Annotated in this window: 30 protein-coding genes; 20 read left to right on the top strand and 10 right to left on the bottom strand. The window is 58.4% G+C overall.

Annotated features, from left to right (window positions below; genetic code table 11):
* Positions 1-160: 160 nt before the first annotated feature.
* Entirely contained in the window at positions 161-1,234 is a 1,074-nt protein-coding gene (locus CAF63_RS11025; protein ID WP_085687690.1) for an NAD(P)-dependent alcohol dehydrogenase, read from the top strand.
* A 30-nt stretch (positions 1,235-1,264) separates the two neighbouring features.
* Here the strand turns inward: CAF63_RS11025 and fnr are convergent, their stop codons facing one another.
* Entirely contained in the window at positions 1,265-2,008 is a 744-nt protein-coding gene (fnr, locus tag CAF63_RS11020) for a fumarate/nitrate reduction transcriptional regulator Fnr (protein ID WP_085687692.1), read from the bottom strand.
* Positions 2,009-2,317: 309 nt separating this feature from the next.
* Between fnr and CAF63_RS11015 the strand changes: the two genes are divergently transcribed.
* The 5 genes from CAF63_RS11015 to CAF63_RS10995 all read left to right on the top strand — a co-directional run bounded on the left by CAF63_RS11015 (position 2,318) and on the right by CAF63_RS10995 (position 7,427).
* Positions 2,318-3,238: a universal stress protein gene (locus CAF63_RS11015; protein WP_085687827.1), complete on the top strand. Its 921-nt coding sequence runs from the start codon at positions 2,318-2,320 to the stop codon at positions 3,236-3,238.
* Between the two features lie 98 nt (positions 3,239-3,336).
* Positions 3,337-4,725, top strand: coding sequence for an MBL fold metallo-hydrolase RNA specificity domain-containing protein (locus CAF63_RS11010; RefSeq protein ID WP_085687694.1), 1,389 nt, complete (start codon positions 3,337-3,339; stop codon positions 4,723-4,725).
* 236 nt (positions 4,726-4,961) lie between these two features.
* Positions 4,962-5,174, top strand: coding sequence for a hypothetical protein (locus CAF63_RS11005; protein ID WP_085687696.1), 213 nt, complete (start codon positions 4,962-4,964; stop codon positions 5,172-5,174).
* Entirely contained in the window at positions 5,171-6,421 is a 1,251-nt protein-coding gene (locus CAF63_RS11000) for a DUF4010 domain-containing protein (RefSeq protein ID WP_085687698.1), read from the top strand. Before CAF63_RS11005 ends, CAF63_RS11000 begins: the two co-directional genes overlap by 4 nt.
* An 88-nt stretch (positions 6,422-6,509) precedes the next feature.
* Complete coding sequence (locus CAF63_RS10995) at positions 6,510-7,427, top strand: universal stress protein (protein WP_085687700.1); 918 nt, start codon at positions 6,510-6,512, stop codon at positions 7,425-7,427.
* Positions 7,428-7,476: 49 nt separating this feature from the next.
* On the opposite strand, the gene CAF63_RS10990 is transcribed toward CAF63_RS10995, so the two are convergent.
* Positions 7,477-8,040, bottom strand: coding sequence for a GNAT family N-acetyltransferase (locus CAF63_RS10990; RefSeq protein WP_085687702.1), 564 nt, complete (start codon positions 8,038-8,040; stop codon positions 7,477-7,479).
* 203 nt (positions 8,041-8,243) lie between these two features.
* Here CAF63_RS10990 and CAF63_RS10985 point away from each other — a divergent pair, with 203 nt between their 5' ends.
* The 6 genes from CAF63_RS10985 (at position 8,244) to CAF63_RS10960 (ending at position 12,630) form a co-directional block, all read left to right on the top strand.
* A complete protein-coding gene (locus tag CAF63_RS10985) occupies positions 8,244-9,191 on the top strand; it encodes a universal stress protein (protein ID WP_085687705.1) in 948 nt (315 codons plus the stop codon).
* Positions 9,188-10,072 (top strand): universal stress protein, encoded by an 885-nt coding sequence (locus CAF63_RS10980; RefSeq protein ID WP_085687707.1) that lies wholly within the window; start codon positions 9,188-9,190, stop codon positions 10,070-10,072. The genes CAF63_RS10985 and CAF63_RS10980 overlap by 4 nt, the downstream gene beginning before the upstream one ends.
* Before the next feature lie 89 nt (positions 10,073-10,161).
* Positions 10,162-10,464 carry a helix-turn-helix transcriptional regulator gene (locus CAF63_RS10975; RefSeq protein ID WP_007950555.1) on the top strand — a complete coding sequence of 101 codons (303 nt, stop codon included), beginning with the start codon at positions 10,162-10,164 and terminating at the stop codon, positions 10,462-10,464.
* Between the two features lie 63 nt (positions 10,465-10,527).
* Positions 10,528-11,523 (top strand): zinc-dependent alcohol dehydrogenase family protein, encoded by a 996-nt coding sequence (locus CAF63_RS10970; protein WP_085687709.1) that lies wholly within the window; start codon positions 10,528-10,530, stop codon positions 11,521-11,523.
* On the top strand, positions 11,520-11,849 hold the full coding sequence (locus tag CAF63_RS10965) for an antibiotic biosynthesis monooxygenase (RefSeq protein WP_085687711.1): 330 nt from the start codon (positions 11,520-11,522) through the stop codon (positions 11,847-11,849). The genes CAF63_RS10970 and CAF63_RS10965 overlap by 4 nt, the downstream gene beginning before the upstream one ends.
* Before the next feature lie 418 nt (positions 11,850-12,267).
* The gene (locus tag CAF63_RS10960; protein ID WP_085687714.1) at positions 12,268-12,630 is read left to right on the top strand and encodes a DUF6124 family protein; all 363 of its coding nucleotides are present in this window, start codon (positions 12,268-12,270) and stop codon (positions 12,628-12,630) included.
* A gap of 68 nt (positions 12,631-12,698) precedes the next feature.
* Here the strand turns inward: CAF63_RS10960 and CAF63_RS10955 are convergent, their stop codons facing one another.
* On the bottom strand, positions 12,699-13,055 hold the full coding sequence (locus tag CAF63_RS10955) for a hypothetical protein (protein ID WP_039767675.1): 357 nt from the start codon (positions 13,053-13,055) through the stop codon (positions 12,699-12,701).
* Between the two features lie 172 nt (positions 13,056-13,227).
* Between CAF63_RS10955 and CAF63_RS10950 the strand changes: the two genes are divergently transcribed.
* Positions 13,228-14,769 (top strand): phospholipase effector Tle1 domain-containing protein, encoded by a 1,542-nt coding sequence (locus tag CAF63_RS10950; protein ID WP_085687716.1) that lies wholly within the window; start codon positions 13,228-13,230, stop codon positions 14,767-14,769.
* On the top strand, positions 14,769-15,425 hold the full coding sequence (locus tag CAF63_RS10945) for a DUF2931 family protein (protein ID WP_085687718.1): 657 nt from the start codon (positions 14,769-14,771) through the stop codon (positions 15,423-15,425). Before CAF63_RS10950 ends, CAF63_RS10945 begins: the two co-directional genes overlap by 1 nt.
* 560 nt (positions 15,426-15,985) lie before the next feature.
* Here CAF63_RS10945 and CAF63_RS10935 read toward each other — a convergent pair.
* From CAF63_RS10935 to CAF63_RS10925, 3 genes are all read right to left on the bottom strand, one after another.
* Complete coding sequence (locus tag CAF63_RS10935) at positions 15,986-16,225, bottom strand: hypothetical protein (protein WP_011334704.1); 240 nt, start codon at positions 16,223-16,225, stop codon at positions 15,986-15,988.
* Between the two features lie 72 nt (positions 16,226-16,297).
* Positions 16,298-17,401 carry a DNA alkylation repair protein gene (locus tag CAF63_RS10930; RefSeq protein WP_085687722.1) on the bottom strand — a complete coding sequence of 368 codons (1,104 nt, stop codon included), beginning with the start codon at positions 17,399-17,401 and terminating at the stop codon, positions 16,298-16,300.
* A 2-nt stretch (positions 17,402-17,403) separates the two neighbouring features.
* The gene (locus tag CAF63_RS10925; protein ID WP_085687724.1) at positions 17,404-18,009 is read right to left on the bottom strand and encodes a glutathione S-transferase; all 606 of its coding nucleotides are present in this window, start codon (positions 18,007-18,009) and stop codon (positions 17,404-17,406) included.
* Positions 18,010-18,418: 409 nt separating this feature from the next.
* On the opposite strand from CAF63_RS10925, the gene CAF63_RS10920 reads away from it, so the two are divergent.
* The 3 genes from CAF63_RS10920 to CAF63_RS10910 all read left to right on the top strand — a co-directional run bounded on the left by CAF63_RS10920 (position 18,419) and on the right by CAF63_RS10910 (position 20,973).
* Positions 18,419-18,823 (top strand): TraR/DksA C4-type zinc finger protein, encoded by a 405-nt coding sequence (locus tag CAF63_RS10920; protein ID WP_039767046.1) that lies wholly within the window; start codon positions 18,419-18,421, stop codon positions 18,821-18,823.
* Between the two features lie 228 nt (positions 18,824-19,051).
* Positions 19,052-20,656, top strand: a complete 1,605-nt coding sequence (locus CAF63_RS10915; protein ID WP_085687726.1) for a methyl-accepting chemotaxis protein — start codon at positions 19,052-19,054, stop codon at positions 20,654-20,656.
* Positions 20,657-20,769: 113 nt separating this feature from the next.
* Positions 20,770-20,973, top strand: a complete 204-nt coding sequence (locus tag CAF63_RS10910) for a hypothetical protein (RefSeq protein ID WP_085687728.1) — start codon at positions 20,770-20,772, stop codon at positions 20,971-20,973.
* Positions 20,974-20,979: 6 nt separating this feature from the next.
* Here the strand turns inward: CAF63_RS10910 and CAF63_RS10905 are convergent, their stop codons facing one another.
* Positions 20,980-21,216: a DUF2789 family protein gene (locus CAF63_RS10905; protein ID WP_085687730.1), complete on the bottom strand. Its 237-nt coding sequence runs from the start codon at positions 21,214-21,216 to the stop codon at positions 20,980-20,982.
* A 39-nt stretch (positions 21,217-21,255) separates the two neighbouring features.
* On the bottom strand, positions 21,256-21,519 hold the full coding sequence (locus CAF63_RS28970) for a hypothetical protein (RefSeq protein ID WP_085687732.1): 264 nt from the start codon (positions 21,517-21,519) through the stop codon (positions 21,256-21,258).
* Positions 21,520-21,927: 408 nt separating this feature from the next.
* Here CAF63_RS28970 and CAF63_RS10895 point away from each other — a divergent pair, with 408 nt between their 5' ends.
* The 3 genes from CAF63_RS10895 to CAF63_RS10885 all read left to right on the top strand — a co-directional run bounded on the left by CAF63_RS10895 (position 21,928) and on the right by CAF63_RS10885 (position 23,734).
* Positions 21,928-22,398 carry a hypothetical protein gene (locus CAF63_RS10895; protein ID WP_007950541.1) on the top strand — a complete coding sequence of 157 codons (471 nt, stop codon included), beginning with the start codon at positions 21,928-21,930 and terminating at the stop codon, positions 22,396-22,398.
* A complete protein-coding gene (locus CAF63_RS10890; RefSeq protein WP_085602906.1) occupies positions 22,395-22,592 on the top strand; it encodes a hypothetical protein in 198 nt (65 codons plus the stop codon). The genes CAF63_RS10895 and CAF63_RS10890 overlap by 4 nt, the downstream gene beginning before the upstream one ends.
* 128 nt (positions 22,593-22,720) lie before the next feature.
* Positions 22,721-23,734, top strand: a complete 1,014-nt coding sequence (locus CAF63_RS10885; protein ID WP_085687734.1) for an ABC transporter substrate-binding protein — start codon at positions 22,721-22,723, stop codon at positions 23,732-23,734.
* A gap of 37 nt (positions 23,735-23,771) precedes the next feature.
* Here the strand turns inward: CAF63_RS10885 and CAF63_RS10880 are convergent, their stop codons facing one another.
* On the bottom strand, positions 23,772-25,904 hold the full coding sequence (locus CAF63_RS10880) for a TonB-dependent siderophore receptor (RefSeq protein ID WP_085687736.1): 2,133 nt from the start codon (positions 25,902-25,904) through the stop codon (positions 23,772-23,774).
* A gap of 93 nt (positions 25,905-25,997) precedes the next feature.
* Positions 25,998-26,384, bottom strand: a complete 387-nt coding sequence (locus CAF63_RS10875; protein WP_085687738.1) for a DUF2946 domain-containing protein — start codon at positions 26,382-26,384, stop codon at positions 25,998-26,000.
* Between the last annotated feature and the right edge of the window lie 3 nt (positions 26,385-26,387).

The raw sequence follows: 26,387 nt of genomic DNA, 5'->3' as shown, positions 1-26,387 counted from the left end.
GTTGGGCGTTTGATCTTTGTCAAACAATGGGTGGCCGGCAGAACACGACAGACTGATGGTCAATCGTCGTGGATGTCGTCGATTGTTGATCATTATCAAGTGCCGCTCAGGGAGTGCGGCGCAGGCTGGGCCAAGAGTCGAATCGCTCAGGAGAATGCTCATGGCCACCATGAAAGCCGCCATTTTTGTCGAAAACAATCGCATCGTGCTGGATGAAAAACCGATCCCCGAGGTCGGCCCGCTGGACGCTCTGGTCCGAATAACCACCACGACCATTTGCGGTACGGATGTACATATCCTGCGGGGCGAGTACCCGGTGGCGAAAGGGCTGACGGTCGGTCACGAGCCAGTGGGCATCATTGAGCGTCTGGGTTCGCAGGTGCGTGGATTCGCAGAAGGGCAGCGCGTGATTGCCGGCGCCATCACCCCCAGCGGTCAAAGTTATGCGTGCCTGTGTGGTTGTGGTTCTCAGGACGGGCCGGACACTCGCCATGGTTTCCGGGCCATCGGCGGGTGGAAATTCGGCAATACCATCGATGGCTGCCAGGCCGAGTACGTACTGGTGCCCGATGCCTTGGCCAATCTTTGCCCGATTCCCGATGGCCTCAGTGATGAGCAGGTACTCATGTGTCCGGACATCATGTCCACCGGTTTCTCCGGTGCCGAACGGGGTGAGGTGAGTATCGGCGACACAGTCGCCGTGTTTGCCCTGGGGCCCATCGGCCTGTGTGCGGTGGCCGGTGCCCGGCTCAAGGGCGCCAGCACGATTATCGGTGTCGATGCCGTGGCCGAGCGCATGACGGTGGCGCATCGTCTGGGAGCAACCCATGTCGTCAATTTCCGGGAGGGCGATGTGGTCGAGCAGATCATGGCCCTGACCGACGGGCGCGGCGTCGATGTCGCGATCGAGGCACTGGGCACGCAAGGCACCTTTGAATCGGCATTGCGCGTGCTGCGTCCGGGCGGTCGATTGTCGAGCCTGGGCGTTTACTCGAGCAATCTGCACATACCGCTCGACGCCTTTGCCGCAGGGTTGGGCGATTACAGCATCGTTACCACCCTGTGCCCCGGCGGAAAAGAACGTATGCGGCGTTTAATGGCAGTTGTGCAGAGCGGCATGGTTGACCTGTCACCGCTGGTGACTCACCGATTCAAACTGGATGACATCGAAGCGGCCTATGACTTGTTTGCGCACCAGCGTGACGGGGTGATGAAAGTGGCGATTACACCGTGAAGGTAACGGTGCGGCAGCCCGTCGGCCAACTCACGGCAGGTGACGATGGCAGCCGGCGACCAACTGCTTGAGCCCGTCCATGTTCTGAATGGTGACGTCGCGGCCGGTGATTTCCACCAGCTCCAGGTCGCGCAGGTGGGCGATGCCGCGACAGACGGTTTCCAGGCGCAGGCCCAGGTAGGAGCCGATCTCCTCCCGACGCATCTTCAACACAAAGCAGCGGGACGAATAACCCCGGGAGTTCAAGCGTTGCGACAGGTTCAACAGGAACGCCGCGAGGCGTTCATCCGAATTCATGTTGCCCAGCATCATCAGCATGTCGTGATCGCGAACGATTTCCCGGCTGAGGATTTTGTTCAGGTTGTGCTGCAGTGACGGCAGCTCCCGGCTCAGTTTTTCCAGATGACCGAAATGGATGGGGCAGACTTCGCTGTCTTCCAGCGCGACTGCATCGCAGGTGTGCAGATCCGAACTGATGGCGTCCAGACCGAGCATTTCACCGGCAATCTGGAATCCGGTGACTTGCTCGCGACCGTCGATCGACAGCACGCTGGTCTTGAACGACCCCAGCCGCACGGCATAGAGCGAGCGTAAAGGGTCACCGGCACGGTAGAGCGCAGCGCCTTTCTTGACCTTCAGTCGCTGGGTGATCAGCGTGTCCAGGCGCTCGATTTCCCCACCGCTCAAACCGAGCGGCAGACACAACTCCAGCACGCTGCAACTGGAGCACGCCGTTTTGAGTTGTTGATTGCGACAAGAGCGAGTTTCTGCCACCGAAAAGCCCTCACTTTCAGCCTGTTCAGCATAGTTCTCGGGTCGCCATTGGCACGGAAAAAACGTCGTCAAACGACGAATGGATCCGGGCTGTCAGACATTCACGTGCATCAGAAACCAGCCATGAATCAGTGTGGCGACGTATCTCATACAGTTGATAAAAATCAGTGATTCAGACGTGTGCCGCCAGATACTTGAACGGCAGCGTTTCCTGATTGTGGTCACACGCAGAGAAACTCACGCCCCTGTCGCTCTTCAGGAAATCAGGTTTGCAATCTTCAAGGTAAACGTTTCAGGGAGAGGCACGTGGTGCTCAAACTCAAACGCATTCTATTGATAGCCCCTGGTGAAATGACCCTGACCCCGGCGTTTGAGCGCGCCTGTGCGCTGGCTTGTGCAGGCGGAGCGCTGTTGCACATCGTCGCGTTCGATTATGTCCCGGTGCTGGCAGCGGCCGGACTGTTTGCGCCCGAGGCAATGGCCCAGGCGCGGGAAGGGTATCTGCAAGTGCATCGGCACTGGCTGGAGCAGCAGGCCCGCTTCAAACGATGCATCGGCCTGAACGTGACCACTGAAGTGGTCTGGGCCAGATCGAACCTGGCGCACGTGCTTGAGTACGTGAACGACTTTCATCCGGACCTGGTCGTCAAGGATACCCATTGCGTCCCGGCTCTCGACCGGGCTTTCCATCGCTCGCTGGACTGGCGCTTGCTGCGCGAATGTCCGGCACATCTGCATCTGGTGACTCGCGCCGGGCATGCCAGGCCAATGAAGATCCTTGCGGCGGTCGATCTGTCGCATCTGGAAGCACTGACGCGGGGGTTGAACGACCGGATACTTGACCTTGCTTGCAGGCTGGCGGCCGATTGCGGCGCGGCGCTGCACCTGCTCAATGTCGGTTGCTGGGCGGTCATGGATGAGGGGACCGCAAGTGTGCCGACAGGCAGCCTGGACGACAGTCTGAAAGACGCAATCGAGGACGCTCAGCAAGAAGCTTTCGAAGCACTCGCTGAACGCTATGGCATCCCGAGTTCATGCAGACACTCGCTGACCGGCATCCCGCGAAAGGTCATCGGGCTGTTTGCCCGGCAGCACGCTTTTGACATGGTGGTTCTGGGGATGCTCTATCCCGACGGCAAACACCGGCTCATCGGCAGTACCGTCGAGAGCCTGTTGAACCAGGCTCCCTGCAGTCTGATGATCGTCAAGTCGCCGCAGCCCTCCGATTGAAAGTGAGCGTTGTCAGGTCAGCAGTTGATAAAAATCAACGGCTCCCGAGCCAAAAGGAGCGCTCAATAGTGCTCCTCTGAGCGTTCAAGGAAACGGCCATGCGAATCACATTTCTGGGTGCTGCGGGCACGGTGACGGGCAGCAAGTATTTGCTGGAACATCATGAGCAACATGTGCTGGTCGATTGCGGCCTGTTCCAGGGCTACAAGCAACTGCGACTGCACAACCGCGACCCGTTCCCGCTCCCTCTCGGCGGTCTTGACGCGGTTGTGCTGACCCATGCCCATCTCGATCACAGCGGCTATCTGCCGGTATTGGTACGCAATGGTTATCGCGGCCCGGTCTACGCCACACCAGCGACCTGTGAACTGGTAAAAATCCTGTTGCTGGACAGCGGTCGATTGCAGGAAGAGGAGGCTGAGTTCGCCAATCGGCATGGTTTCTCCAAGCACAATCCGGCGCTGCCGCTTTACACCGAACAAGACGCGGCACAAGCATTGAAACTGTTACGGCCGGTGGAGTTGCGTCACAAGGTTCAAATCATCCCCGGCATGACCATCGAACTACACTGCGCCGGGCATATCCTGGGTGCAGCAACGGTCACGGTGGTTGCCGACGGACAGTCCCTGGTGTTTTCAGGAGATCTTGGCCGACCGGATGATCCCTTGATGCTTGCCCCGGAAACGATCGAGCAAGCAGATTTTCTGCTGGTGGAGTCAACGTACGGCGACCGTAAGCATCCAGCCGAATCACCGCATCAACAGTTGGCCAAGGTCATCAACCGTACTGCGTTGCGCCGAGGCATCACGCTGGTGCCATCGTTCGCAGTCGGACGTGCCCAATTGCTGATGTATCACCTGTATCAATTGAAACGTACAAAAGCGATTCCCGATCTTCCTGTCTACCTTAACAGCCCCATGGCTACTGATGTCACGGACCTGTATCAGCGATTTCGCAGCGAGCACAAATTGTCTGCGCAGGACTGCGACGGCATGTGCCATGTCGCGCAGTTTGTCCGGACGGTCCAGGACTCGAGAGAGCTTGATCAACTGCGCACGCCGGCAGTGATCATTGCTGCCAGCGGCATGGCGACGGGAGGGCGGGTCGTCCATCATCTCAAGGCGCTGGCTCCCAACCCGCTCAACACATTGTTGATGCCGGGCTTTCAGGCCGGTGGCACCCGTGGGGCGCAGATTGTCGCGGGCGCTCCCAGCGTACGCATCCATGGCAGGGACGTACCCATCAACGCCGAGGTGGTGCCCATGCAAACCCTGTCGGCGCATGCCGACGCCGATGAAATCATGCAGTGGTTGCGTGGATTCAAGCGGCCGCCGAAACACACCTTCGTGGTGCACGGTGAACCAAACGCTTCCGACACGCTGCGCCGCCGCATCAGCCTGGAACTGGGATGGCCGGTGTCGGTGCCGGAGTATCGCGACAGCGTGGATCTGGCTCGATGTGACTTCGATATGGATCGGCAGCGCTGACGCAGGGATTCCCCCAACCGTTTGCGGCGTGGATTGTTGATCATTATCAAGGGTCGGTCGCCTAGCCCGGCGCAGTCTGGTTCAGCGCCCACCCCGGCAGATGACCGCGATGCTCGCTTGATACCGAGGCGCTCAAGGGCATCGGCGACGGCCACTCATGGCGAGCTCACGACACTGCATCGAGGGGTGTAACGGTGACTGCATGTCGGATTGTCTTCGGCGATTGGAGGTGATCGATGAACATTGAAATCAGTGGACCAAGCGGCGACCAATGGATCGTGCGAATGGATGCGTTCGTGGTCAGGTTTGACAGCAAGGTCGCTGCGCAATCTTTTGTCGATCAGCTCAAGGCAAGGATCGATGCGCCTCATGTGTGGCCAACAATTGTCGATACAGCGCCGGTTGCACGACCAAAGGTCGCGCGCGCCCGTGATCCCGTCGCGCTATGACTAACGCACTGGGTCTGGCCGGAGCCGCCGCGGCGCTGGGGATCGGCATGCTGGTCGGTCTGGAGCGCGAGCGGCACAAAGGGCGCGGCGACAGCCGTGCCTGCGCCGGGTTGCGCACATTTGCGATCACGGCGTTGCTGGGTTACGTCGCGATGCAAGTGGGCGGCGCGCTGCTGGTGGGCATTGTGGGCGGCTGTCTGGCGGTGCTGATCAGCGTGGCTTATTGGCGCAGCCTGAGCAGTGATCCAGGGGTAACCAGCGAAGTGGCCTTGCTCACGGTGCTGGTACTGGGCGCGCTGTGTGGTACAGCGCCGGAATTGGCAATCGCCGTTGGCGTGGTCATGGCGGGGCTGTTGGCTTACCGGCAGAAACTCCATCATTTCGCCCGCAGCCAGTTGAGCGAAGCGGAGATGCGCGATGGGCTGGTGCTGCTGATCGCAGCGCTGGTGGTGTTGCCGCTGACGCCTGACCGGTTCATCGGCCCCTACTCGGCGCTAAACCTGCGCACCCTTTGCACATTGACCGTGTTGCTGATGGCCGTCGGCGCCATCGGGCATATCGCCGTGCGCACGTTGGGGGTGCGCTACGGCTATGCGGTCAGCGCCATCGCCTCCGGTTTCGCCTCCAGCACCATGACGATCGCGGCGATGGGGCACATCGCCCGCAAAGACCCGGAGCACCTCAAAGTATTGAGTTCGGCGGCCCTGCTGTCGAACCTGGCCACGGCGGCGCAGGTCGCGCTGATCCTCGGCGCGGTCGACACCGCGCTGTTGCCGCACCTGTGGGGACCGTTGCTGGCCGGAATCATCGTTACGCTACTGTTCAGTATGTGTTTGCTGTTCCCCAAACCTGCGGTCGCTGCGAACCAGCCGATCAAGGTCGGCGGGGCGTTCAATCTCAAACTCGCGCTGGCGGTCACGTTGACCATGGCCGGGGTGACGTTCTTGTCTTCGTTGATGCTCGACTACTTTGGCGAGGCGGGCGTGATGCTGACCGCCGTACTCAGCGGATTCGCCGATGCGCATTCTTCCACGGCTTCGATTGCCACCCTCGCCAAGGGTGGTCTGTTGGCTTACAGCGCCATTGCGCCACCCGTGCTGCTGGCGGTCAGCAGCAACGCATTGAGCAAATGCCTGGTGGCCTGGATCAGTGGCGGACGACGTTTTGCCGCGTATGTCATACCCGGCCAGATTCTGCTGACCGCTGCCATGTGGGCCGGTCTGCTGGTGAATCAAGCGACGATTTGACCGGACACTGACAAAAATCAAAGTGGTTGTCGGTAAAAGGGCCAGCGTGAGTTTAATTCCCTGCCATCGCTCAATGTCGAGGTGCACCATGTCACAGGAACCCCGCCTGCTGCTGATCGCTCCATCCGCCATGGACCACACGCCGGCATTCGATCGTGCCTTGGCATTGGCCCAGGCGCTGCAAAGACCGCTGCATATCGTGGCGTTCGATTATTTGCAGGCGCTGGCCGTGGCCGGACTGTTTGCCCCCGACCAGGTGGCAGTGGTCCGTGACGCCTACCTGGAGAAGCATCGCCATTGGCTCGAAGAACAGGCGACCCGGATGCGTGGACACGGGATCGTCGTCACGAGCGAAGTGGTGTGGGTTCAGGAACCGTACGCGGAGATTGTGCAATTCATCAATGAAATGCCGCTGGTGATGATCATCAAGGATGCCCATGAAGAGTCGGCCCTGAAACGGGTGTTCTTCACCCCGCTGGACTGGCAACTGCTGCGCGACTGCCCGATTCCGGCACACTTGGTGACCAATGCCTTGAACCCACGCCCCCGTCATGTTCTGGCGATCATCGACGTGCTGCGCAGCGAAGATCAGGATCTGCTGTTCTACGACCAGATCATCGACGCGGCATCGAAGCTGGCCGAGGTGTGCAATGCCCGGCTGCAGTTATTGCACGTTTACGATTGGACCGCCGCGTATGCGCAAGACTACGGTTTCGGCGCGTTACCGCTGGCCACCGGCATCTACGAGGCATTGGGGACGGCACAGCATGAGGCGTTTGCCGCGATGGCCGAGCGTCACGGCGTGTCGACGGACTGTCGCCATTTCATCGAAGGTGTGCCGGTGCCGGCCATTTGCCGATTCGTCGAAGAGCAGAATGTCGACGTCATCGTCGCGGGTACGGTGCAGCACAAAGGCATGAGCAAACGGCTGGGCACCACCGCCGAACAGCTCCTGCAGCGGGCACCGTGCAGTGTGTTGGCGATCAAGCCGGGCAGGGGGCTTTAGCGCCGAAGCGCCGGCGATCGCCCGTTTGGACGTTCGCCGGCCGCAGAGGCTACAAGTACAGGCTGTGAATGACCTGGCGAGGATCTTCAGGATCGCTGTTTCGTTCAAACCCCAACGTCCGGGCCAGGTCCCGCATTTGGGCGTTGCTGGCGGCATCGACCGAGTACATTCGGTGCATTCCATTCTTGCGCGCCGCCGTGATCAAGTGCTCCATCAATAATGTCCCCAACCCCAGATGCGTCCATTCATCGGCAACGGTAACGGCGCATTCGCACTCGTGTTCACCCGTGGCGGCATAGCGGCTTACGCCGATTTCGATCAATTGACCGTTGTCGTACACCAGCGCTACATAAGCCAGGCGCAGGCGATTATCGGTGTCCATCAATTGGTCCAGCATCGTGCCCGACGGTTCGTTGATCTGCGCCAGAAAGCGCATATGTCGCGACTCGGGAGACAAGCGTTTGATGAACGCATATTCGCGTTCCCGATCCTTTTCCGAAAGAGGCCGGATCAGTACATGACGACCGTCCTTGAGTGCTTCGATCCAGTGTTGGCCGGCGATCGAGGCATAGGCAACGGCGGCTCGTTCGTTGTGGTCTTTGACGGTGAGCATGAGGAGAACCTCCCTGCGGTTTTGGAGACGGGCACGGGACACAGCGCCCCGCAGTCGCTTTCTTTCTACGCCGCTCGAAGGGCAGGAATCTGATCTGGGTCAGAGACCGGCGATGTTGAATCGTCCGCAGTTGATGTAAATCAACTGCGCGCCGGCAGTCAGGCTCAGTCTCAAAGCCTGTGGTTGTCTTGCGGAGGTGTGTGATGGGGCAATATCAACGTTTGCTGCTGGTCGCCGACCGAACCCTGCATCAGACGCCCGCCATGCTGCGCGCAGTGGCGCTGGCCAAGGCGAGCGGGGCGGCGCTGGATGTTCGGGTATTCACTGAGCCGGCCCCGGTTGTCCGGCTGTGGGAGGACAAAATCGACGAGGCCGGCTATCAGCGATACCTGCGTCACCATCGTCGCTGGGTTGCCGATCAGCTTGAGCAACTTTCAGGACAGGGATTGAAGGTGACAGTGGAGGTGGTGTTCACCACGCACCCGCAACTGGACATTTTGCGGGCTGTCGCAGACCTCAATCCTGATGTATTGATCAAAGACGTGGCGATGGAACCCCTGCTTAAACGGGTTTTCATCACGCCGCTGGATTGCCATTTGCTGCGCGAGTGCCCCGTGCCCGTGCATCTGGTCAACGAGGTCCGTTACAGCCTGCCGCATCGCATCGTTGCGGCCGTGGATCCGTTCGATCCAGAGACCCAGATCAGCGGTCTGAATGACACCATCATTCAGACCGCCAACGCGCTGGCCGCGCAATGCGACGCGCCCATGCACCTGCTCTACGCTTATGACCTGTCACCGGCATTCAATGGCGATGCGCCGCTGGTCGGTGCCGGGTGGGGAATGGATTTTGTCGAGGAGCTGCGGCAGTCCCTGCATCAGGCGTTCATCAATCTGGCTGAACGCTACGAGATTCCACCCGAGCGACGCCATTTTGTGATGGGGCTGCCGGTGCCGGTCATCAGCGAGTTTGTCGAGCAATACGTGGCGGATGTGGTCGTGATGGGCACCGTACACCGGACCGGTATCGATCGATTGATCGGCAGCACTACCGAACGGGCATTGTATTCGGTACCCGGTAGCATTCTGGCAGTGGGGCCGGGCGTCAGAGCCGGCGTAGACAGTCACTCAGCTGACGAGAGGTTGCCATGAGCCAGTATCAGCGGTTGCTGCTGATCATCAATCCGCTCCTGCGCGAGTCCGGCGCGATCAATCATGCAGCAGCGCTGGCCAGGGCCAGCGGCGCGCGTTTGCACATATTGGCGCTGATTCCTTCGCTCGACGGTTTGTCGCTGCTGGAAACAGGCAACCGGCAACAGGCGCGCGAGGCATTTCTTCAGGATCATCGGCAAACGCTGGAGGCCCGGGCGGTCAATCTGCGCGGCAGGCGGATCGAGGTGACCATCGAAGTGGAATGGGCCGCTGATGTGGAGCAGCGCATCCTTGATCACGTCAAAGCGTATGAGCCCGATCTGCTGATCAAGGAAATCGAACAGGTGTCCGCCCTCAGACGCGCGTTTTACACGCCGCTGGACTGGCAATTACTGCGCGATTGTCCGGTACCTGTCTATCTGGTGGGCGGAAGCGGCTATGTATTGCCTCGCAAAGTGCTGGCGGCGGTCGAGGTGTCGGATATCGAGTCCGACGACAACTCGTTGAACGAGCAGATCATCCGGCAGGCCAATGCCCTGGCCATTCAGTGCGACGCCGAGTTGCACTTGCTCTATGCCTGCGATATTTCCGCCGGGTACCTGGCGGACATGGGCGGATTGCCGCTGGCCGAGCTGACCCGGTCACTGCGCGAGGACCTGCAAAAATCGTTTCTTCGACTGGCCGGGCATTCCGGTGTGGCCTCCAGTCAGCGCCACTTCATTGAAGGCCGGGCAGTCACCGTGCTGAGCGAGTTCGCCGACGAGCAGCATGTCGATGTCATCGTGATGGGCAGGGTTCGCAAGCGGGGTCTGAGCAAGTGGTTGGGCAGTACCACCGAGCACATTCTTTATCAGGTGCCTTGCTGCGTTCTGGCGGTTTGACGAGCTTTGCCGAGCTGTCGGCAGGCGGGAGGCTTGTCGTGGGTCAAACAGCGTATTGACATATCGAATAATCTCGATATTCTCGCGGCATGGACCTGATCGAAGTATTCAAAGCACTCTCAAACCCGGTACGGCTTGAAATCCTGAAAGGCTTGAAAGACCCCGTAAAGAATTTCCCCCCGCAGGATGAGGGTGACGTTCACACGGTGGGCGTGTGTGTGAGCAGTATTCAAGAGGGCATCGGACTCTCGCAGTCAACGGTGTCCGGTTATCTTGCAACGCTGCAGCGCGTGGGACTGGTTGAAGTCAGGCGCATCGGTCAGTGGACCTACTACAAGCGCAATGAAGCCAACATCAGCGCTTTGGCCGAGGTCATAGGGAAAGAGCTGTAAAAAAATTTACCGCATGATATCGAGATATCTCGATATCCCTTATTGTCGATACGAGGATTCACCATGAAAGCGATGCTGCTTGAATCATTTGGCAACCCGGAATCGTTCGCACTTTGCGACGTACCCAAGCCCGTGCCGGAAGCGGGGGAAGTACTTGTCCGGGTATACGCCACCTCGATCAATCCATTGGATTATCAAGTCCGACGCGGCGACTATCAGGATCTGGTGCAACTGCCGGCCATCACCGGACATGACGTCTCCGGCGTAGTCGAAGCCGTCGGCCCCGGCGTGACGGCTTTCGCGCCGGGCGACGAAGTCTGGTACACGCCACAAATCTTCGACGGCCCCGGCAGCTATGCCGAGTACCACGTGGCGTCCGCCAGCATCATCGGCAAAAAACCTTCCTCGCTGAGCCATCTCGAAGCGGCCACCCTGAGTCTGGTGGGTGGGACGGCGTGGGAAGCCTTGATCGTGCGGGCAGCGCTCAGAGTGGGGGAGAGCATTCTGATCCACGGTGGCGCAGGCGGCGTCGGACACGTCGCCATCCAGCTCGCCAAAGCGATGGGCGCCAAAGTGTTCACCACCGCGCGCGAAGCAAACGCCGAGTTCGTCCGCCGTATGGGCGCCGATGTGATCATCGACTACGAAAAGGGCGACTACGTCGACGCCATCCTGCGAGAAACCAATGGCCTCGGAGTGGACGTGGTATTCGACACCATCGGCGGCGACACCCTCTCGCGCAGCCCCGACGCCCTCGCACAACTTGGCCGCGTGGTCTCGATCGTCGACATCGGCAAACCACAAAACCTCGTCCAGGCCTGGGGCAAGAACGCGAGCTATCACTTCGTTTTCACCCGCCAGAACCGCGGCAAGCTCGATGAGTTGAGTGCCCTGGTGGAGCGCGGTCAACTGCGGCCACATGTTGGCGCGGTGTATTCGCTTGCGGAGATTCCGCTTGCCCATGCTCGGCTGGAAAGTCCCAACAACGGTCTTCAAGGGAAGATTGCGATTGCGGTTGAGCCGTCGCTTCGGGCGGGTTCTGCGGGGGATGCGTCATGATTTATGAGATCGCTTTGTTGCCCGTTTATAAAGAACGTGTTGATGAGTTCAGACGTGCATTTGCCGAGGTTGCGCCTTTGCTCCGCCGCTCGAACGGGTACGGCGGGCACATGCTTGCGCAGGGGATTGAAACGCCGGAGCGGTTCAACTTGATCGTGCGGTGGGAGTCGCTGAAGGCTCATACGGAGTTTGAGGCGGGGGAGGATCACAGGGTCTTTATGCTGGGACTTGAGAGGTATTTTTCAGAGGAGCCGCAGGTTTATCACATTGAGGGGGCGGCTTTTACGGCTGGAGAAGGTGATGGGGCTCTTTGGTCCGGAAACTGAAAACATGATTTTGTGACGAGCGAGCCGGACTGGGTGACAGCCCGGCTTTTATCCGGAGTTAAACGCCCTGCGCATTGGTTGTTTAAATCAGTCCTGAAGTCACACCCAGATGCCCACAGCGCCTTGCGCCGTCCCCTACACCTAAGACAGAATCCGCCGGCTTGTGCGTCTGGACCTCCGACCGTAACTTGATTCCCGTCACTGCCCATCAGTGATCGGGTCTGCAAGCCCGCCGGAAAACCAGTTGCACAGCCTGCCAAAAGGACGCTCGTTCGCGTCCGCTCAATGGCGGCTTTGTGCGGGAGACCCTCGGGTCTGCCGGGTGCCTGGTTTCCCGGTCTTGCAGACCCGCACATGGCTGCCACCCATCATCTGCAAGTGATGCTGGTAGCTCCTAGTGAAAATCAGGAGTTTCACCATGATCAAACCCACACCGAATCCCCCGGAAACCGATCCGGTATCACCCTACAAATTCCCCGACTCCCGAACCCTGAACGAAGCCGCCGAACGCGCACTCGATCATTACCTCACTCCACAGCAACGGGTCATGGGTAGTCACCACAAACACGATCCGATGTACCTGGCCAATCCGGCGTACGACACCGAATCACTGCTCGCCAACGCCAGTGAATCCCTCGGTTCGGCCAGCGAAATGCTGAACAACTTTGCGACCACGCTGGAGCCCGCTCACCGTAAGACCGCGATAGGGATTGCGCAGATTGTGATGCTTGGGGAATTGGCGGTAAATCAGGCGTTGGATAACGTCGAACTGAAGACTTAAGGCTGTCCTTCAGTAAAAAGGGAGCAGATTCATTACCTGAATCTGCTCCCTTTTTTTGTTCGTTAAGCTCAGCCGTTGGCGTTTGCTCTCTTTTCCGCCGTCACGATGCAAGCCTTGTAGAAATTGGAATGGAAATCGCTGATCGCTTTCTGCTGCAAGCTCTCGCTTGAGTATTGAGGAATCTCGTACGCCTCGCGGATCAACGACTTGAACACCTCACCCACATACTCGTTCTGCTTACCTGCCGCTTCGGCCAGTTCCAACACCGAAGCCATGGGCACGCCTTGCTGCCTGGTTTTCATGACCTGTTTGGCCGAGTTTTCTATTCGTTGGCACTCTTCGAGCTCTTCCTGCGGCACAGGAGAGGCAAGGGCGGAAAAACTGATGGCGAAGGTTACGGCTGCTGCAAGGCATTGTTTGTGCACGAGGTGTCGTCCCTGGTTTTGACGCTGAACCTTATCATTCGTGGCTCAGCGCCACCATTGCAGGCAGGGAGAAAGAGCGCCAGGTGCTGGCACGCGGCCACGCCTTGCGCCCCCCGATTTCCGCTGTCACCCTTCGGCCCGTTCTTCAAGGATCAGAAGAAGGAATCAAGGATTGAGTGGCTACATTCCCAACCCGCCTAAAAACTATCGCAACAAAGGAACCGACCCCGTCGATATTCATGCCCAACATTGGGCTGAATACGAGAAACACGGGAAGGAACCGGCATCGGCTCGTGAAAAAATCGGCATTGCCCTGCGGATCGGAGTGTTCTTCGATGGTACGGGGAATAATGCCAATAACGCGGCGGCCGGGCTTCTGTGTGGTGCTCATCATCCGATTGCGGCTAAGGACATTGATGCCAGTTGCAAGCCGTATATGAGTGATCCGGATAGCAGCTACGGTAACGACACCAGCAATGTGCAGAAACTGAGTGACTTGTATTACGCACCTCAGAAAGCCGAAGGAGAGGGGTCGCAGAAACAAGCCTTTCGCATGGTGTATGTCGAGGGGATCGGTACCCGCTCAGGCATGGAGGACAGCACGCTTGGGGCTGGTACTGGTCGAGGTGAGACGGGGGTTGCAGGTCGTGTTCAGCTTTCGTTTTCAGAGATCAAACTGCGTATTGAAGGGGTACTGGCTAGCCATCCTGAGAGCGAAATTACTTCTCTGACATTCGATACGTTCGGTTTCAGCCGGGGAGCTGCTGCCGCTCGGCATTTTGCCAATGAAGTTGCACGCGGAAAGCAGGGGCCTCTCGGGGATGTGATGCGCAATAGTGCGAGAAGTTTCAGTCCTACTTTCAATGATCAATACAAAAGCAGCATCAACATGGGCTTCATTGGTCTGTTCGACACCGTACCCTCGATTGCTGGATGGTCGAATTTGGGCAATATCAAAAGCCCTGTTGCCACTGGCATCAGGTTGTACTTGGATCGTCGTTATTTCAGCGATGTCGTCCAACTGACTGCGCGCGATGAATGCCGGGCGAATTTCGCTTTGAGTCGCGTCAAGCCCGATCATTTGGAAATCGTTTTACCGGGAGTTCATTCCGACCTTGGGGGTGGTTACCTCGAAGAAGCACAAGAGAATGTACTCGTCAGTCCAATGCAAAGTTTGGACGTGTCGCAGAATACTGATGTTGTGACAACCTCGATTTATCGTGATGCAGAGATAGTGAAGGACCAGTTGCTTGCCAAAGGTTGGCCTGCGGAAAAGCTGGAGATTGTCACACCCGCCGCGCTGCCCTTGCCGAATGCATTAGACGATCGGCTCAGCCCACGCCTGAAGCGTGTGTACTCCGCCGTCCAACTAAAACGTCCAGTGAGTGGCATGCTCTCCCGGGTGTACTTGCGCTTGATGCACCGGTTGGCGAAAGAGAAGGGTGTTCGCTTTAAAGACATTCCGGATACACCGGAATTGGCTGTTCCTTCAGAGCTTCAAGCGTTGTGTGATCGGTTCTTGGCGGGTGACTACAGCGTTACTCCGCAAGAAGAAAGGCTGTTGAAACTGAAGTACATTCACACGTCCGCAAACTGGAACCATCCCCTTGGCCGCAGAGATGGCAGCGGAATGAGAGCGGTCTATATCAATGCTCCTACCGCAGACTCGATTCGCGTACAACATCCTCACGTACCTGACTGGACGCTCTGGTAATGAAATTACTTGTCACCCTGTTTTGCGCGTTGTTCATGGCTGGCTGCCAGTCTGCTGACGCTCTATCAGGTAAAAACGACCCCAAATCCGAATGGTGGGAATTGGCATTCATCGAACCTGATTACATGCAGGTTTGGGTGGAGGACAGTTCTGTGCAGGACGTTACCGGCAAGGTCTACTTCAAGGCCAATGGCGGCTCCGCAGCCGGTGGCGAGCCAGAGGACGGCACCGAGTCGGCTCGCGGCTGGTCAATAGTGGACGGCAGCGGGAAACGAGTAGTGGGTGCCGATCTTCCCGTTCGGATATATGTTCGATGGCAGTCAATCGTTGAAAAGAAAACCTGGCAAGCCTGGGTGGATATTCCAGAACACGCCAGACAATTGATGGTGGAGTCCACCAGCAAACGTTGCCCGCAAACACCTGAACGAGAGGCGCGGTTTATGGCGTCGGTTTACTTGGGGCTGGCGCCCGGCGGGGTGGTGCAGGCTTGGGTTAAAGACTCGTGTCATAAGGCGATCAAGGTCGCTCGGGCGCAAGCAGAGATCGAGCCGTTAGGGCCAAGTCAGGGCAAGAACGAAGGACGTTACGCTTATCCGGTCAGTGAAAAGTCCAAGCGCTACATCGAGAAATTTGGCATTCCGTATGGCAGTTGGTAATTCTTGAAAATGGAGGCGAGTCGGAAAGATACAGGGTGGGTATTTTGATAAATAGATGCGTCCCCATTTTTATTTTTGAAATGATCCTTCTATAGTGATCGGATACTGGATGCCACTTTGAAGATAATAAAAGTTACTCGCTTTGATGACGTCGACCACGACCTCGGGTATGAGTATCGTGGTTATAACTACGAAATACAGAGCGAAGAGGATATGTTTCTGATCAGGATTTACGATGACGAACCCGGACAGGCAGCGGTAGTGCGTCCGACGTCGATGTCTAAAAACAAAAAGCTAAGAACGTTAGTCGAGCTTTTACAGTCCGAGCTGGGCGTGTCCAGGGTCTCGCTTTACAAGGGGGATATAGGTTCTTACGCCGAGATCAATCTTGACAGTTTGACCTTCCTTCCCGCCTGAAGCCGGCTGTGAAGGGGTGCCAAGCGTGTTTAGATACTTTTGGTCAAAATCAGTCAGAAAGTAAAGTCGTAAATTTTTGATCGGTTGCGAAGAGTTGAAAACGTCGAGTTGGATTAGTCGGAATGACGCATAGGTGTGAAGTTTTATCTCTTGTTGAACATTTCATACACCCATTTAGCCAGCTCCTCTGGTGATGTTGTCTCTTTTCTCAACACTTCATAACCGCGATCTCGCGCAACGATAGCCAGTTTTCCTGAGTCGGAAATTTCAACATACGGCCCGCCAAACTCATCGATTTCAGTGGTAAGGGGGAAGCTGCTATACGGATTTCTCCGTTCAATCGCATATTTAAAAAAGCAATCGACTATTTGTTTAAGCTTCATGGCCAGGTTCTTGGATTTTTTTGTTGGCTAGTCCACGTACGAGAGCAACGTCAGAGAGAATCTTTCAGTCCGTCAAAAATCGATGTCAACCGCTGTACTCCCCAACCGCTCCCCATTAAGCACCACATGCACCGCATGTACCCCCGCATAGTGCTTGCGCGTAGTGAAATCCTTAATCACCTGCCGCCGCGCCACAATCTCACTCCCAAACCCCGCCAACTCCAACGTCTTCAACTTGAAAACCTTCGCCGACGTCCCGCCATTCGCCTTCACATAGTCAATCGCATAATCAATCACCAGCCGCTGTTCAGCTGGCACCAACGATCGCACGGTAAACGACAAAGTGATCGTCTCCCCAAGCCGCACAACCGCCGGTTCCACCTTCACATCCAGCAACTCAACCTCAGCCTTGGCCCCTGCACCGATCACAGTGAGCGCCCGCAAATCCCCCTGTTTGATCAAACTCCGCAACGCATGTTTGGCAATCCACGCCGTGTGTTTGTTCTCCAGCGACCATCCCTCAACCGTATCCAGCACCCACTCCGGATGCTCTTTCGTCACGTCGTTCAAATGATTCGCCACGGACTTGCGCACGTACAAACTTTCATCCGCCTTCAACCGGTCAAGAATTCCGGCAGCCAACAGCGGATCAGCCTGCACCGGTTCCAGTCGAAATGACCACGGCAGGCGAGGGCGGCTGCCTTCGCTGGCGAGGCGGCGGACGTGATGGTTTTCGTCACGCGCCCAGTCGTGCATCAGTTCCAGCGAGCGTTCCAGGTCGCTGCGCAGGAAGTGGCGGATGGCGAATTCGGAGGAGCCGAAGGTGGTGAAGTACTTCAGGGCTTCCATCGAGGTGTCGAACGCGTGCGCGCCGTAGCTCGCGACGTAGTGCGGCAGGCACATGCTGACGAAGCCGCTGTTCAGTCGCGGGGCAAGTTCGCGCAGCACAGCGAGGGAATCTGCGTAATCCAGCGGCAGCACCGCGTGCAGGCTTTCGCTGACGCGGGCCATGCGTTGCATGACGGAGAGGTCGGCGAGGCCTTCGTTGACGTGTTTAAGAAACGCCTTGGCCTTGAACGCCGGATACACGGCGCTCATTTCAGTGGCGATGTGTTGCAGGCGTTCGGCGTTGAAGATTTCTTTCAGGGCCGGGGCGGCGGTTTCGTTGGCGCTCATGGTCAGGTCATCGGGGTGCTGATGAACGCCTGGGTGTTTTCGGCGTACGCGGTGTATTGGGCGACGCGCGGGAAGCGCTCCGCGTCGATCTGGTCGGGGACGACGAGGCCGGTGAAGCTCCAGGCGACGGCGAGGGTGATGCCGTCCTGCTGGAGCGGGCTGTCGGTGGGCAATGGGTGTTTTTCGAGTTCGTGTTCGAGGGCGGTGAAGGCGGCGGCGAGTTGACCTTCGACGCGTTCGACCCACGGCTGGTATTGAATGTCGGCCGGGCGCAGGTTGCGTTCGTAGTAGAGCTGCACGGCTTTTTCGCAGGCGGCGAGGCCGAGGCCGATCAGGCGCAGGGCTTTGACCCGTTGCGGCAGGTCGGTTGGCAGCAGGGTTTTGCCGGACAGGGCTTCGAGATAGTCGAGGATCAGGGTCGAGTCGATCAGCACTTCGCCGTCATCGAGTACCAGGGTCGGCGCCTTGACCACCGGGTTGATCTGCTGGAAACGCTCGAAGTGACGGAACACCGAGACCGGGTCGTGTTCCAGTTCGATCCCCAGGCATTTGGCGGAGATCGCCACGCGGCGCACGTAAGGGGAGTCCAACATGCCGATCAGTTTCATGACGCGTTCCTTCAAGTCGAACCGGGGAGGGCATAACGTAGCCGAGGTTGGGGGGATTTGTCAGTCTTTGCGAGGGGTGGGTTTTGCGGTGACCGACCGTAACGAATTGCGACAAAGCGCCGCTCGTCCGACGTTTGTCTTCTATATACAGCCGCTCGACTGAATTTCTTGCTATAAACGCACTCCGATGAGCGCTGTGAAGCTTGTGTCAGAGCAGTTTCCGAGCCTTGTCGGACAAATTCCCGGTATTTACAGTTGCTGAGGCCTCAAACGGGCCTTAGACTGCCGCCCCTTCGTAAATTGAGTGCCGGGTGGCGTTTGCAATAAACGATGCCTTTCCGATGACCGCAGGCGGTTCGCCGGAACGCTCCCTAATTCGCCTTAATGCACGTTTTTTATAGAGATATCAATGACAAAGGACAAGTTGCTGGCCATGCCGGCAGATGACTACATGAATGCCGAGCAACACGCTTTCTTTCAAGAGCTGTTGCAGAACATGAAAGTCGAAACCCATGAGCGCATTGAGCAGAACCGTATTGCCATCGAAAGCCTGGACACCCCGGCTGACCCGGCGGACGCCGCATCGGTGGAAGAAGAGCGCACCTGGCTGGTAAACGCGATCGATCGCGACCAGCGCATGCTGCCGCAACTCGAGCAGGCCCTTGAGCGTATCAAGGAAGACAGCTTTGGCTGGTGCGACGACAGCGGCGAGCCGATCGGCCTGAAACGCCTGCTGATCAGCCCGACCACCAAGTACTGCATCGAAGCTCAAGAGCGTCACGAGCAGATCGACAAGCACCAGCGTCAGGCCTGATTCCTGAGGCGACCCCTTCAATGCGGGTCGTCGCGAAAAGATCGCAGCCTTTTGCAGTTTCTCCGGAAGCTGCAAAAGGCTGCGATCTTTGCTTTTTCTCGTCTGCCGGAAAGTCCCCGCGCCATTCCATTGACCTGCCACAGACCCACGACTAACGGACCATGGATAATGGCGTTGTAGTGGCGTTTAATGCAGTCACAACAATGAGAACAAGCGTGGGGTTACAAAATGACGAGAGATGGATCTCTGGTTGCGGCTCTGCCTGCACCAGTTGTTTTGCCGAAGAATCGCTGGCTGACGCCGACCTTGCAAAGCATCGCCCTGATGCTGTTGCTGACCGGGATGACTCTGGGCGAGTGGCCCTTGTACGTCGGCATGCCGCTGGCGGTACTGATCATCTGGCTGCCGCGCCTGCGTTCCCGGGCCGTCCCCGATACGCAACCGGTCGATAGCAGCAACGCGATGTCCGAGCTGACTCGCGACCTTTCCTACACCACCAGTCATAACGCGCTGTCAGCCGCTGGCGTGGCGTTTTCCGTCAAGGAGCTGGCCGGCAAGCTGCAATCGCAACTCGACGCCGCCGCGCAGATCGTCAACAACGCTGAAGTCATGATCGCCACTGAGCAGGCCACTTCGCAGCTCAGCCGCGAGGCATTGGGCGCTGCCAGCGAAGCCCATCACAGCAGCGCGGCGGGGCGCGCCGAACTGGTGGATTCGATCTCGCGCATGCATCAGCTCAGCCAGCGCGCCAATGCCAGCCGTGAACTGATCGAAGCCTTGAGCCAGCGCAGCGATGACATTCAACGCGTGACGCTGGTGATTCAGTCCATCGCCAGCCAGACCAATCTGCTGGCATTGAACGCCGCGATAGAAGCGGCCCGGGCCGGCGAGCACGGTCGTGGTTTTGCCGTGGTGGCGGATGAAGTGCGCGGTCTGGCTGCCCGAACCGCGACAGCCACCGGCGAAGTGGGCGAGATGGTCGCCGACATCCAGCAACGCACGGCGCAGGTGGTGGAGCAAATCCGCCAGCTCTCTGACGATTTGCACACCGGCGTCGAGCAGGTCGAACACACCGGTCAGCACCTGGAAAACATTGCGCGACTGGCGGCCGGGGTGGAAACCCAGGTTGGCGAAATCGCCCGAGGCGCGGAAACCAATCGTGAACAGCTCGACAGTCTGTTCACCGCCATCGAGCAGATGCGCAGCGATCTGGCGATCAGCGACCAACAGACTCGTCGCCTGGCCGAAGCGGCCGTGCAGATGGAAGGGCAGGCAGAAACCATCAGCGAACGCTTGGCCGAGGTCGGGCTGGATGACTATCACCAGCGCATCTACGACCTCGCCCGCGAAGGGGCCAGCCAGATTGCCGCGCGCTTCGAGGCTGACGTCGAGCAAGGGCGCATCAGTCTTGAAGACCTGTTCGACCGCCAGTATCAGCCGATTCCCGACACCCAGCCCGCCAAGTTCCAGACCCGTTTCGACCGCTACACCGATCAGGTGCTGCCGGCGATTCAGGAACCGTTGCTGCCGCGCCACGAAGGTCTGGTGTTCGCCATCGCCTGTACGCAGCAGGGTTACGTGCCGACCCACAATCAAGCGTTCAGCCAACCGCTGACCGGAGATGTGCAGGTCGATACCGTCAACAACCGCACCAAACGCAAATTCGCCGACCGCACCGGTATCCGTTGCGGCAGCCATCAGCAACCGGTGCTGTTGCAGACTTACACCCGCGATACCGGCGAACTGATGCACGACCTGTCGGTGCCTATCATCGTCAAGGGACGCCACTGGGGTGGATTGCGTCTGGGCTACAAACCGGAGAAGCCGCGCTGAGGCATTGTTGCCGGAACTGCAATTATGCTGTGCAGCGGCGTTGCTGTTTCCTCTTGATCCACTTCATTAACATGCCCGCATAGTTAGGTTGCTAATGAAGTTGGGAGGTCAGCATGCAATGCAGAGTCGATGTCGCGGTGATGATCGGCAGCGGTGTACCCGCCGGACTGCGCGCGATGGGGCAGAGTGTCTGCTGGGTGGTGCTGCTCAATGGCGAACGCCGCGGCACCGCTTTCGCGAGTCGTAATGAAGCGGAAGAGTGCAGGGCCGCTTGGCTTGAGCAGTTGAGCGCTGAAACCGGTGACTGCCTGCACTGATTGAAATCACTTGCCCCGGTGCAGGCGCACGTTCAGCTCATCGACCATCACCGCCTCTTCGCCATCGGCACGCAGCCATTCCTTGAGCAGCTGCGCCTGTTGCGGGCTCCAGAAGTCGGCGTCGATCAGTTTGGTATCGGCCTCCAGCGGATGGGCTTCGATGAAGTCGTCAATCGCCGCTTCCTCCGAAGGCAGCCCTAATTGATCGAACAGGGTTGTCAGATTGTACGCAGGCAGTTCCATGGTGTGCTCCTTGAAGGATGGCGGGGTCGGTCACTCTCTTTATCTGAGGTGCTCGCTGGCCAGGAGTTCGATTCGCGATTCCAGTGACCGGGCGAGGGCGCAGGCGGCGTTGTGATTCTCGCGGAAACCTCTGACAAGCCCCGTCGACTTTTCCCTGATATGGAAAAAGGCGTTGCCCGCCGGGATCACCTGAAACAATGGTTCCCGTCCGCAAGGTTCCTTTGTAGGAACAGTCTCGAAGACTGAAGTGTTCAAGGCAAAGGCAGGTTCGTGAGTCACGGCAAAATGCGTCATAGTGCACATATGAAGTCCTTTTCATGGATTGACCCGCATTTACAGGGTGTTGCGGGTAGTCGCGAACAGCATCGCTGCTCTAGAATCGCCAACACCTGTTGACGGTATGGCGCTATCTAAAGCAATTTTTTGCGTGCGATATGTCGGAAAAGTGCTTTTTTTGGTGAGTTTTTTCCCTAAAGTTCGTAGTCAGTTTTCTCTGGCCGGCCGTGACGCGTTTTCCTTCAACATTTGGAGAACGTCTTTGCAGGTTTCGTGAGTGGCATTCCAGTAGTCTTGTGCAACTCGCGTTGAATGAGCACTTCGCTCGCTCAGGCGTATATTCGAGTCATCGCGCAACACCTTCGGCCGGGCCGACTTTTTCTGCCGTGCGCGCTTTTCGTGTACGGCACTCTTTTCAAGTGTGGGGATGTTTCTTTGGCAGTCAGTAACCTCGATATGCATGCTTTGTTCGTGCTGGGTGATTTGCGGGCAAAGCTGGTCAAGCAGTTTCAATCGCGTTTTGTTTATATCACCGAGCAGAACGCCGAAGGCATTTACGTTGCCGAGATCGACACCGAAAGCGCATTGGTGGTCGATGACAAACCTGGCCTCAAGCTCAAGGTCGGCGATCATTTCAGCGCGTCGGTGCTGCCGAGCCGAGAGGGCGGCAAGATGGATATCCGCTTTCGCGAAATCAAAATGACCGTGTACGGTCTGGGCGACTACGCGTTTGTCACCACGGCCGACGGCCATGCCATCGTGTTCAAGGAAGGCCACAGCGCGGTCACCGTGTTCGCTGCCAACGAACAGTTACAGGAAGGCCTGACCAAAACCCTGAAAGCCGTCACCGCCAAAGCCGCCAAGTGGCGCAAAGGCGAACTGGTGACGTTCAAGGCCAGCGAGTGAGCCGCGCCGATTTCCATTTGCAGAACCTCGACAGCGCCCGCGAAGAAGCACGTCGGTTGTTCACTGCGAAGGCCGAATTGAAGGGCGCCTGGCTGGGTTGGGTCGCCTCGCAGATCTATGCCTTGCAGCCTGCGGAATACGCCAGCATGGTCAGACGCGAGCTGAAGAGCCTGCAGGAAATTTCTGAAAAGTAGCCTCGTGCGTGTCATGCCCCTGAAAAAGCAGGAACCTCGTCTACAGTCAGTTGACTGAGTATTCAGAGGCTTGCGGTCTTCTGTCAGGCCATCCTGCTATTGCTGTGAACAGCACGAGGTGCAAAAGCATGAACGGATTTCGACGGTTGCTGGCCGCTGGCCTGACCACCTTCGGCTTGATGACGGCGGTGCCTGCGGTGAGCGCGGCGCAGGCGCCGATCCACTTTGCCGACCTGAACTGGGAAAGCGGCAGCCTGATCACCGACGTCCTGCGCGTCATCGTCGAGAAGGGCTACGGCCTGCCGACCGATACTCTGCCGGGCACCACCATCACCCTTGAGACCGCACTGGCCAATAATGACATCCAGGTCATCGGCGAAGAGTGGGCCGGGCGCAGTCCTGTGTGGGTCAAGGCCGAGGCTGAAGGCAAGGTCGTCAGTCTGGGCGACACGGTCAAAGGCGCCACCGAAGGCTGGTGGGTGCCGGAGTACGTGATCAAGGGCGACCCGGCCAAAGGCATCAAGCCACTGGCACCGGACTTGCGTAGCGTCAGCGATCTGAAGAAGTACAAGGACGTGTTCAAGGACCCGGAAACCCCGAGCAAGGGACGATTCCTCAACAGCCCGATCGGCTGGACGTCGGAGGTCGTGAACAAGCAGAAACTCACGGCTTACGGCTTGCAGAATGATTTCACCAATTTCCGTAGCGGGTCGGGCGCGGCGCTTGATGCCGAGATCAGTTCATCGATCCGCCGGGGTAGGCCGGTGCTGTTCTATTATTGGTCGCCGACGCCGTTGCTCGGCAAGTTCAAGCTGATTCAACTGGAAGAGCCGCCGTTTGATGCCGAGGCCTGGAAGACCCTGACCGACGCCGACAACCCCAATCCGAAACCGACTCGTTCTCTGGCCTCGAAGCTGTCGATCGGGGTATCCACGCCGTTCCAGAAGCAGTACCCGCAGATTGCCGAGTTCTTCAGCAAGGTCGATTTTCCGATTGATGACCTGAACAAGGCGCTGGCCGAGATGAGCGAGAAACACACCCCGCCTCGTGATGCGGCGGTAGCGTTCATGAAGGCGCACCCGGATGTGTGGCAGGCGTGGCTGCCGAATGATGTGGCGCAGAAGGTTCAGGCAGGTTTGTAGCGATGTGGCGAGGGCACGAGGCCCTCGCCAGGTTAAGTCAGAACTGTGTCTGCACTGCCAGCTCGAATGTACGCGGTGTGCCGAGGTAATACGCCGGCGACACATGGGCGAACTCGGCATACACCTCATTTGTCAGGTTGCGCACCCGCCCGGTCACGGAGGTGTGCGTATCCACCTTGTAGCTGAGGAAGCTGCCAAACAGCGTGTACGACGGCACGGTCATGGTGTTGGCCGTGTCGGCGAACACCGACGCCACGTACCGCGCATCGACCCCACCTTGCCATTGTGGCGAGAAATCATAGGTCAGCCACAGATTGCCGACCCGGTCCGGCACGTTGGTCGGTGTGTTGCCCTTGCGGGAAACCACCACACCGGCGGCGTTCTTCTCGTTGAACTCATCGTATTGCGCATCGACCCAGGCGAAGTTGCCTTCGGCCAGCAACTTGTCGCTGATCCGCAGCGAGCTGGCAATCTCGATGCCCTTCGAAGTCTGCTGGCCGACCGGAATGCTGCTGGTCGGGTCCAGTGGATCCGTCACCGCGAAATCTTTTCGCTCGATGGTGTAGGCGGCCACCGTCGCCGAACCGCGACCGTTCAGGTAGTCGAACTTGCTGCCGATTTCCCATTGTTTGCCGGTCGAGACATCAAAGTCCTGAGTGCCATTGGGTTGCTCGGCGGCGGTGCTGTATTGCACGTAGACATTGGCGGACGGAATGAACTGATACGTCAGGCCGACGCGTCCGGTGACTGGCTCCCAGCTGCGCTTCAGATGACGCGGGTTGCTCGCTGTCACCGTGCGATGGTTGGTTACGTCGAGGTCGATGTCGTCGTAGCGCAGGCCTGTGAGCAACGAGAGCTTGTCGGTCAGCGCCAGGCGATTTTCGGCAAACAGCGCTTTGGTCGTCACCTCATTGGTCTTGTCGCTGACAAAACCCGGCATCGTTCCGGGAATGTCATAAAAGTGCCCCGGTCGGTAGTTGTTCGGGTTCACCGTGCTGGCGCCTTTGACGTTCAGCGGCGAGTTGGTGGTCTGGTTGACCTTGTACTCGAATCCGCCGGACCAGGTGGTGTCGAGGCCGAACAGGGTGTTGTCGTGGCGCAATTCGAACTGGTTGCCGTTCTGCTCGCCCTGGTGTCGTACCTGGTACGCAGTGGATCGGTTCACGGCGCTGTTGTCGGCGTTGTATTGATAGGTTTCCAGGTTGCGGTAATCGCGCTGGCTGTCGAGGTGATAGAGGGTATTGCGCAGGGTGGTGCTGTCGTTGATCCGGTAATCGATGATCGAGCGCACCCAGATGGTCCGCTGCTCGTAGCGGCCGTCCTCGACGTTGTAGTTGTTGAAGCGGTTGTGCTTGTCGATCTTCAACTCGCCGGCCTTGGGGTTGAGCACCGGCGTGCCCCAGTACGGGCTGTCCTCGTGTTCGTCCTGATATTCCAGAGCCAGGGTGTGTGACAGGTTAGGCGTCAGGTCGCTGAGCAACGAGAACGCCACGCTCCAGGCATCGCGTTCCTGGCGGTCGATGTAGCCGTTGCTGGTGTTGTGGCTGACGTCGAGACGCGCGTAATGCTGCACATCCGCGCCGGGTTCGGTCAGCGCATGGTTGAGGCCGAATGCGGTTTCGGTGGTGTCGTAGGTGCCATAACTGACTCGGCCTTCGATGGCTTGCTCGTCTCGGGTGGCCAGTTTGGTCACGTAGTTCAGCGAGCCACCGACCGAGCCGGCACCGTTGATCAGCGACGACGGGCCGCCGACCAGTTCCACCCGGTCATATATCCACGAATCCACGGGGCGCGCCAGTCCGCCGGAAACGTTGACCCCGTTGAACATCTGGGTGATCTGGCTGCTGGTAAAGCCGCGATAGGAGACAAACCCGCCAAAGCCTGGCGGCGCACTGGCGTTCACACCCGGCAAGGTGTTGGCTGCGTCCTGAAAGTTTTGCGAACCGTGACGTTCGATGTCATTGCGGTTGGCAATGGCCACCGAGGCCGGGGTGTCGCGCACGCTGAGACCAAGGCGCGAGGCCATGCCGCTGGACTGGTCGAGGCTCAGGCCCGGTTCGGCACCGGACTCGCCATCAATGGTGATCGGCGCAAGATCCACGGTGGATTGCGCCCAGACGTTGACGGACAGGCAGCCGCACAGGCTCGCCAGCAAGGTAAGTTGTTTCATCGATTGAATCCTGAAGGCTTGTCTAGGAGTCAGCGCACAGGCGAACGCCGCGCGTTGGCGCAGTGGGCTGACAAATCAAAAAGGCAAGGACACTCAGGCGAGCGGCGGGGCGCGAGGGTTGGCTGAAGGCCAGATGAAGCGGGCAGGGAGGTCGGCGCTGACAATAAACGGCAGCGGCGGGCTGTGTTGTTCCGGCAGGATCGCGAGAGTCAGGCTGGAGTTGAACGCCGGGCCCATGCCGCCGGTGGAGCACAGCGGACAGCCGAAGGCTTTGGCCAGGGTCGGCAGTTTTTCTTCGGCGGGATTTGAGGCGAGCGGCGCCTGGGTGCTCGGGTCGACGGCACAGAACTGGCCGCCGATACCGTTGAGCTGCATGCCGACCATTTGTCCGTGACCGATGCTGCAGGCGAACACGTTGAACAGGACGCAGCAATAGAGCATCCAGGCCAGCAGTGAGCGATCGGTACGGGTGAATTTCATGGG

The organism is Pseudomonas sp. B20(2017), assembly GCF_002113125.1.
Lineage (GTDB): Bacteria > Pseudomonadota > Gammaproteobacteria > Pseudomonadales > Pseudomonadaceae > Aquipseudomonas.
This window is presented reverse-complemented; position numbering and strand designations above follow the sequence as displayed.

What these genes read in the sequence shown, in the direction of transcription:
- CAF63_RS11005 (WP_085687696.1), top strand. Translation starts at nt 4,962, where the DNA reads ATGAACATTGAAATCAGTGGACCAAGCGGCGACCAATGGATCGTGCGA.
- CAF63_RS10880 (WP_085687736.1), bottom strand. Translation starts at nt 25,904, where the DNA reads ATGAAACAACTTACCTTGCTGGCGAGCCTGTGCGGCTGCCTGTCCGTC.
- CAF63_RS11025 (WP_085687690.1), top strand. Translation starts at nt 161, where the DNA reads ATGGCCACCATGAAAGCCGCCATTTTTGTCGAAAACAATCGCATCGTG.
- CAF63_RS10875 (WP_085687738.1), bottom strand. Translation starts at nt 26,384, where the DNA reads ATGAAATTCACCCGTACCGATCGCTCACTGCTGGCCTGGATGCTCTAT.
- CAF63_RS11000 (WP_085687698.1), top strand. Translation starts at nt 5,171, where the DNA reads ATGACTAACGCACTGGGTCTGGCCGGAGCCGCCGCGGCGCTGGGGATC.
- CAF63_RS10970 (WP_085687709.1), top strand. Translation starts at nt 10,528, where the DNA reads ATGAAAGCGATGCTGCTTGAATCATTTGGCAACCCGGAATCGTTCGCA.
- CAF63_RS10965 (WP_085687711.1), top strand. Translation starts at nt 11,520, where the DNA reads ATGATTTATGAGATCGCTTTGTTGCCCGTTTATAAAGAACGTGTTGAT.
- CAF63_RS10925 (WP_085687724.1), bottom strand. Translation starts at nt 18,009, where the DNA reads ATGAAACTGATCGGCATGTTGGACTCCCCTTACGTGCGCCGCGTGGCG.
- CAF63_RS10935 (WP_011334704.1), bottom strand. Translation starts at nt 16,225, where the DNA reads ATGAAGCTTAAACAAATAGTCGATTGCTTTTTTAAATATGCGATTGAA.
- CAF63_RS10915 (WP_085687726.1), top strand. Translation starts at nt 19,052, where the DNA reads ATGACGAGAGATGGATCTCTGGTTGCGGCTCTGCCTGCACCAGTTGTT.
- CAF63_RS28970 (WP_085687732.1), bottom strand. Translation starts at nt 21,519, where the DNA reads ATGTGCACTATGACGCATTTTGCCGTGACTCACGAACCTGCCTTTGCC.
- CAF63_RS10920 (WP_039767046.1), top strand. Translation starts at nt 18,419, where the DNA reads ATGACAAAGGACAAGTTGCTGGCCATGCCGGCAGATGACTACATGAAT.
- CAF63_RS10930 (WP_085687722.1), bottom strand. Translation starts at nt 17,401, where the DNA reads ATGAGCGCCAACGAAACCGCCGCCCCGGCCCTGAAAGAAATCTTCAAC.
- CAF63_RS10960 (WP_085687714.1), top strand. Translation starts at nt 12,268, where the DNA reads ATGATCAAACCCACACCGAATCCCCCGGAAACCGATCCGGTATCACCC.
- CAF63_RS10985 (WP_085687705.1), top strand. Translation starts at nt 8,244, where the DNA reads ATGGGGCAATATCAACGTTTGCTGCTGGTCGCCGACCGAACCCTGCAT.
- CAF63_RS10885 (WP_085687734.1), top strand. Translation starts at nt 22,721, where the DNA reads ATGAACGGATTTCGACGGTTGCTGGCCGCTGGCCTGACCACCTTCGGC.
- CAF63_RS10975 (WP_007950555.1), top strand. Translation starts at nt 10,162, where the DNA reads ATGGACCTGATCGAAGTATTCAAAGCACTCTCAAACCCGGTACGGCTT.
- CAF63_RS11010 (WP_085687694.1), top strand. Translation starts at nt 3,337, where the DNA reads ATGCGAATCACATTTCTGGGTGCTGCGGGCACGGTGACGGGCAGCAAG.
- CAF63_RS10905 (WP_085687730.1), bottom strand. Translation starts at nt 21,216, where the DNA reads ATGGAACTGCCTGCGTACAATCTGACAACCCTGTTCGATCAATTAGGG.
- CAF63_RS10945 (WP_085687718.1), top strand. Translation starts at nt 14,769, where the DNA reads ATGAAATTACTTGTCACCCTGTTTTGCGCGTTGTTCATGGCTGGCTGC.
- CAF63_RS10990 (WP_085687702.1), bottom strand. Translation starts at nt 8,040, where the DNA reads ATGCTCACCGTCAAAGACCACAACGAACGAGCCGCCGTTGCCTATGCC.
- CAF63_RS10980 (WP_085687707.1), top strand. Translation starts at nt 9,188, where the DNA reads ATGAGCCAGTATCAGCGGTTGCTGCTGATCATCAATCCGCTCCTGCGC.
- CAF63_RS10995 (WP_085687700.1), top strand. Translation starts at nt 6,510, where the DNA reads ATGTCACAGGAACCCCGCCTGCTGCTGATCGCTCCATCCGCCATGGAC.
- CAF63_RS10910 (WP_085687728.1), top strand. Translation starts at nt 20,770, where the DNA reads ATGCAATGCAGAGTCGATGTCGCGGTGATGATCGGCAGCGGTGTACCC.